5 protein-coding genes and 1 pseudogene are annotated in these 4,308 nt (G+C 73.6%); 3 read left to right on the top strand and 3 right to left on the bottom strand.

What is annotated here, in order from left to right; genetic code table 11:
• Positions 1-51 precede the first annotated feature (51 nt).
• A complete protein-coding gene (locus tag ACFU74_RS36330) occupies positions 52-930 on the bottom strand; it encodes an NAD-dependent epimerase/dehydratase family protein (protein ID WP_380764404.1) in 879 nt (292 codons plus the stop codon).
• Positions 931-1,028: 98 nt separating this feature from the next.
• Here ACFU74_RS36330 and ACFU74_RS36335 point away from each other — a divergent pair, with 98 nt between their 5' ends.
• The gene (locus tag ACFU74_RS36335) at positions 1,029-1,553 is read left to right on the top strand and encodes a MarR family winged helix-turn-helix transcriptional regulator (protein WP_380764405.1); all 525 of its coding nucleotides are present in this window, start codon (positions 1,029-1,031) and stop codon (positions 1,551-1,553) included.
• 48 nt (positions 1,554-1,601) lie between these two features.
• Here ACFU74_RS36335 and ACFU74_RS36340 read toward each other — a convergent pair whose 3' ends face one another.
• Positions 1,602-3,281, bottom strand: a complete 1,680-nt coding sequence (locus ACFU74_RS36340) for an ABC-F family ATP-binding cassette domain-containing protein (protein WP_380764406.1) — start codon at positions 3,279-3,281, stop codon at positions 1,602-1,604.
• 245 nt (positions 3,282-3,526) lie between these two features.
• Between ACFU74_RS36340 and ACFU74_RS36345 the strand changes: the two genes are divergently transcribed.
• Together ACFU74_RS36345 and ACFU74_RS36350 are read left to right on the top strand one after the other, a co-directional pair.
• Positions 3,527-3,883, top strand: a complete 357-nt coding sequence (locus ACFU74_RS36345) for a hypothetical protein (RefSeq protein ID WP_380764407.1) — start codon at positions 3,527-3,529, stop codon at positions 3,881-3,883.
• Positions 3,884-3,925: 42 nt separating this feature from the next.
• Positions 3,926-4,216: a hypothetical protein gene (locus ACFU74_RS36350; protein ID WP_380764408.1), complete on the top strand. Its 291-nt coding sequence runs from the start codon at positions 3,926-3,928 to the stop codon at positions 4,214-4,216.
• Here ACFU74_RS36350 and ACFU74_RS36355 read toward each other — a convergent pair.
• Positions 4,180-4,308, bottom strand: a pseudogene (locus tag ACFU74_RS36355) (dihydrofolate reductase); the annotation flags it as partial. The gene ACFU74_RS36350 and the pseudogene ACFU74_RS36355 overlap by 37 nt on opposite strands.

Here is a 4,308-nt window from a genome sequence, read left to right on the forward strand (position 1 = left end):
GCGCCGGACCGGTCGGTACCCGGTCCGCCGCGGGCGGGGCCGCTCGGCAGGTCAGTACGAACCCGCCCCGATCTCGGCCACCGCGCCCGGCCGGCCCGGCTTCCAGCCGAGGGCGGTACGGGCGGCGGCGCCGCTGACGCTCTGGTCGAGGGCGAGGGCGTCCGCGAAGAGCGCTCCGAAGACCTCGGCGGCCTTCTCCACGGGCACCACGTGCGGATCGGCGGGCACACCGGCGGCCCGCCCGGCGGCGCGGGCGAGGTCGCGCACGGGCACGGCCGGCTCGCCGACGCCGTGCCAGAGCGTGCCCGGCTCGGCCCGCTCGACCGCGGCCACGAACAGCTCGGCCAGGTCGTCCACGTGGACGGTCGGCCAGCGCACGCCTTCCTCGCCGTAGTACTCGGGCGTCCCCTGCGTACGGGCCCGGTCGACCAGGATGGCGGGGATGCCGCCGCCGCGCCCGTACACGATGGCGGGGCGGACGACGACGGCCCGCACCCCCTCGGCGGACTCGGCCAGCACCCGCTGCTCGATCCGCGGACGGTAGCCGACGATGTCGATCGGGTTGACCGGCGCCCGCTCGCCGACCTCCTGCTCCTCGCCGGTGGCGCCGAGCACCCAGACACCGCTGGTGTAGACGAAGGGGTGGCCGGTGCCGCGCAGGGGAGTGGCGAGCGCCTTGATGGCGGCGGTGTCGACCTCGGCGTCGCCGCTCGGCGGCGCCAGGTGGATCACGGCCTCGATGTCGGGAGTGACCGCGCCTTCCAGCGAGGCCGGGTCGGCGGTGTCGCCGACCACCTGGGCGTGCCAGCCGCGGCCGGGCTGCGGCTCGGCGCTCCGGGTGAGCGCGACGACCTGGTGGCCGGCGGCGATGAGGTGTTCGGTGACGGCGGAACCGATGTAGCCGGTGGCGCCGGTGAGCAGGACCTTCATGGTGATCCCCCATAGTCAAAAATTTCGATATCGAAACTATAGGCAGGCCTGATCGGAGATGTCAAACACTTCCACGTCGAAATGTTAGACTCCGGGGCATGACGGAACCGGAACAGCAGTCGCAACACGACGGCGTCGACCGCATCATCGCCCAGTGGCACGCGGTCCGCCCCGACCTGGACGCCTCACCCATGGGCGTGATCGGCCGCATCTCGCGCGCCTCGCGCCTGCTGGAACGCGGGATCAAGGAGAACCTCGCCCTCCACGGCATCGAACCCTGGGAGTTCGACGTCCTGGCCACCCTGCTCCGCGCCGGTGCGCCGCACGTCCTCACCGCCGGCGAACTCAGCTCGGCCGCGATGGTCAGCTCCGCCGCCCTGACCAACCGCATCGACCACCTCGTGGAGAAGGGCCTGGTCGACCGGGCCGTCGACCCGGCCCACCGCCGCCGGGTGCTGATCTCCCTGACCGAGAGCGGCCGGGAACTCGCCGACCGGCTCGTCGAACACCACCTCGTCGGCGAGGAACGCCAGCTGGCCGGACTCACCGCCGCCGAACGCGAGCAGCTCGCCGGCCTGCTGCGCCGCGTCCTCGTCACCCTCGGCGACCAAGCCGAGGGGTAGCCGCCTCGCCCGCCCCTGCCGGGCGTTCGGCAGAAGCGGCAGCCGGCGTCACCGCCTTCGGCCCGCCCGCAGCTCCAACCGCCCCCCTTCGAAGCGGGCACGGAAGCCGCGGTCGTGCGAGACGGCGACCACCGCTCCCGGGAACGCCGCGATCGCCTGCTGGAAGTCCTCGACCAGGTCGAGCGCGATGTGGTTGGTCGGCTCGTCGAGGACCAGGAGGTCCGCGGGCCGGGTCACCAGGACCGCGATCTGCAGCCTGCGCTGCTGCCCCGCGGACAGGGCGGCGACCGGGACGTGCAGATCCTCCTCGCGGAACAGGCCCAGGGCCAGGAGCCGCCCGGCGCACTCGTCCGGATGGCCCGGCCGTCCGGCGGCGAACGCGTCGAGCAGCGGGAGCCGGGTCGAGCGCGCCGGCAGCTCCTGTGCGAGGTAGCCGATCCGCGCGGGACGGCGCGCCGTACCCGCGTCCGGCTCCAGGTCACCGGCCAGAACGCGCAGCAGCGTCGTCTTGCCCGCGCCGTTCTCGCCGGTGACCAGCAGCCGTTGCCCGGGCGCGACCGACAGGAGCCCGTCGAGACGCAGCCGCTCGCCGACCCGCACACCGTCGAGCTCGGCGAGCGCACCCCGGGCCGGCCCGTCTCCCGGCACCGCCGGGAGTCCCCCCTCCGGCGCCGACAGGTCCGTGGTGAAGCGCAGCGGCGCCGGCGGCTCCGCCACCGGACGGCGCCGCAGCCGCTCCAGATGCTCCCGGACGGCGCGCACCTGCCCGCCGAGCTTCGCCTCACTGGAGCGGCGGTGCTTGCCGAACCCCTGCCTCGGGTCCCGGCCGGTGGTGGCCAGCCGGCGGCCCGCCGCCTCCAGCAGTTCCTCCGCGCGGGCCACCTCCTCGACCCACTCCGCGTAGCGCTGCTGCGCACCGCGCCGGGCGGCGGCCTTCGCACTGCGGTAGCCGTCCCAGCCGTCGCCGTACCGGCGCACGGTGCGATCGTCCCGGTCGACCTCAAGGATCGTCGTGGCGACGCGCTCCAGGAAGCCGCGGTCATGGGTGACCGCGACGACGGTGCCGCGATGCGCGCGCAGGTGCTCCTCCAGCCAGCGCACGGCCGCCGCGTCGAGGTGGTTCGTCGGCTCGTCCAGCAGGAGCAGCTCCGGCGCGGCCGCCAGCACACAGGCGAGCGCGAGCCGCGACTGCTCCCCGCCGGACAGCGATCCGAGCAGCCGCTCACGCGTGATCCGCCCCAGCCCGAGCCCGTGCATCGCGGCCTCCACCCGGGCGTCCGCCTCGTACCCGCCCCGCTCCTCGTAGGCGATCAGCAGCTCCCCGTACGCGGCGAGCTCCTCCTCCGACGCCCCGCCCAGCGACTCCTCCGCCGCCCGGAGCCCTCGCTCCATCTCCCGCAACTCCGCCAGCGCATGATCGACGGCATCGCCCACCGTCCGATCCGCACCCGGATCGAGCGTCTGCGCGAGGTGGCCGACACCACCGGGGAACACGACGGTGACCTCCCCGCCGTCCGCCGCCTCCGCCCCGGCGAGCAACCTCAGCAGCGTGGACTTCCCGGCACCGTTCTCGCCGATGACGGCGGCCTTCTCACCCGGCCGCACGGTGAAACAGACCTGGTCGAGGACGACCCGGGTCCCGTAGGACTTGGTGACGTCCTTCACGGACAACTGCGCCGCCGCCGCACGGCCAACGGCGGACAGGACAGGACGGGCGCGTTCGCGCATGAGACTTTCCCTGGGCATACGAAGGGTCCACGGGCAGCAGAAACGGCGGCAACGGCCGTGCCCGGACTCAGACGAAGAAGAGGAAAGCCATGCCCCCACCATAACAACCCCGCTGGCGGGGGCCCGGATTCGACGGTGCTCGAAGGGCTTTGCCGGGCCGGGACGCGCGGGGCGAGAGTGAGCGCGTCGGCCGGTACGACCGGCCGCTCCAGTCACCGTCCGAACAACAACACCGGGGAGTTCCCATGCGCCGTTCGTCCGGCATCCACACCCGCCTGCGCGTCACCGCCGTGGCCCTCGCGGCCTCGGCCTGCCTCCTCAGCGGTGCCGCCTCCGCCCAGGCCACCCCGGCCGCAGCCGCATCGACCGGTTCCGCACCGACCGCAGCCGCATCGGTCTCCGCGACCGAGATGGCCAAGTTCATGGGCAGCGGGACGGGCGGTTCGATGGGCTCGGCCATCGAGAGTGCGGCGAACGTGGCCTACGTCTACGCCCAGGCGGCCGGCTGGCAGCGGAGCCAGTGCTACCTCCTCGGCTCCGAGGTCAGGTCGACCGGCTCCGGCTGGTTCACCGCGGTTGCCCAGGTGTTCTGTCAGCGCTGAGCCCCCGACCAAGGCCCATCAGGAACGAAAGAGGAAACCACCATGAAGTCGATACTCGTCCGGTCCGGCGCCGCCCTCGTCCTCGCCGGCCTGGCCGCCCTCGCACCGGGCGCCGCGCACGCCACCGCCGTCGTCCAGGAGACCCAGCAGTTCACGGGCTCCGCCTACGAGAACAGCCCCAAGGAGGCGAAGCGCGAGGCCGAGAACGAGGCCCGGCGACGGGCACTGATCAGCGGCTTCCTCAACGAGCAGTGCGTGCTGCTCTACGCCGAGTCCTACCGGCTCGCACCCGGCTACTACGCGGCCAACGCCGCGATCAGCTGCACCCGCTGACCCTCCGCGGTCGAGGCGCCGCCCACGTGCGGGGAGATGAGTACGTTCGGCAGCGCGAACAGCGGGTGCCCCTGCGGCAGCGGCTCGGGATC

It is taken from the genome of Kitasatospora sp. NPDC057500 (genome assembly GCF_042802195.1).
GTDB lineage: Bacteria > Actinomycetota > Actinomycetes > Streptomycetales > Streptomycetaceae > Kitasatospora.

What these genes read in the sequence shown, in the direction of transcription:
- ACFU74_RS36330 (WP_380764404.1), bottom strand. Translation starts at nt 930, where the DNA reads ATGAAGGTCCTGCTCACCGGCGCCACCGGCTACATCGGTTCCGCCGTC.
- ACFU74_RS36335 (WP_380764405.1), top strand. Translation starts at nt 1,029, where the DNA reads ATGACGGAACCGGAACAGCAGTCGCAACACGACGGCGTCGACCGCATC.
- ACFU74_RS36340 (WP_380764406.1), bottom strand. Translation starts at nt 3,281, where the DNA reads ATGCGCGAACGCGCCCGTCCTGTCCTGTCCGCCGTTGGCCGTGCGGCG.
- ACFU74_RS36345 (WP_380764407.1), top strand. Translation starts at nt 3,527, where the DNA reads ATGCGCCGTTCGTCCGGCATCCACACCCGCCTGCGCGTCACCGCCGTG.
- ACFU74_RS36350 (WP_380764408.1), top strand. Translation starts at nt 3,926, where the DNA reads ATGAAGTCGATACTCGTCCGGTCCGGCGCCGCCCTCGTCCTCGCCGGC.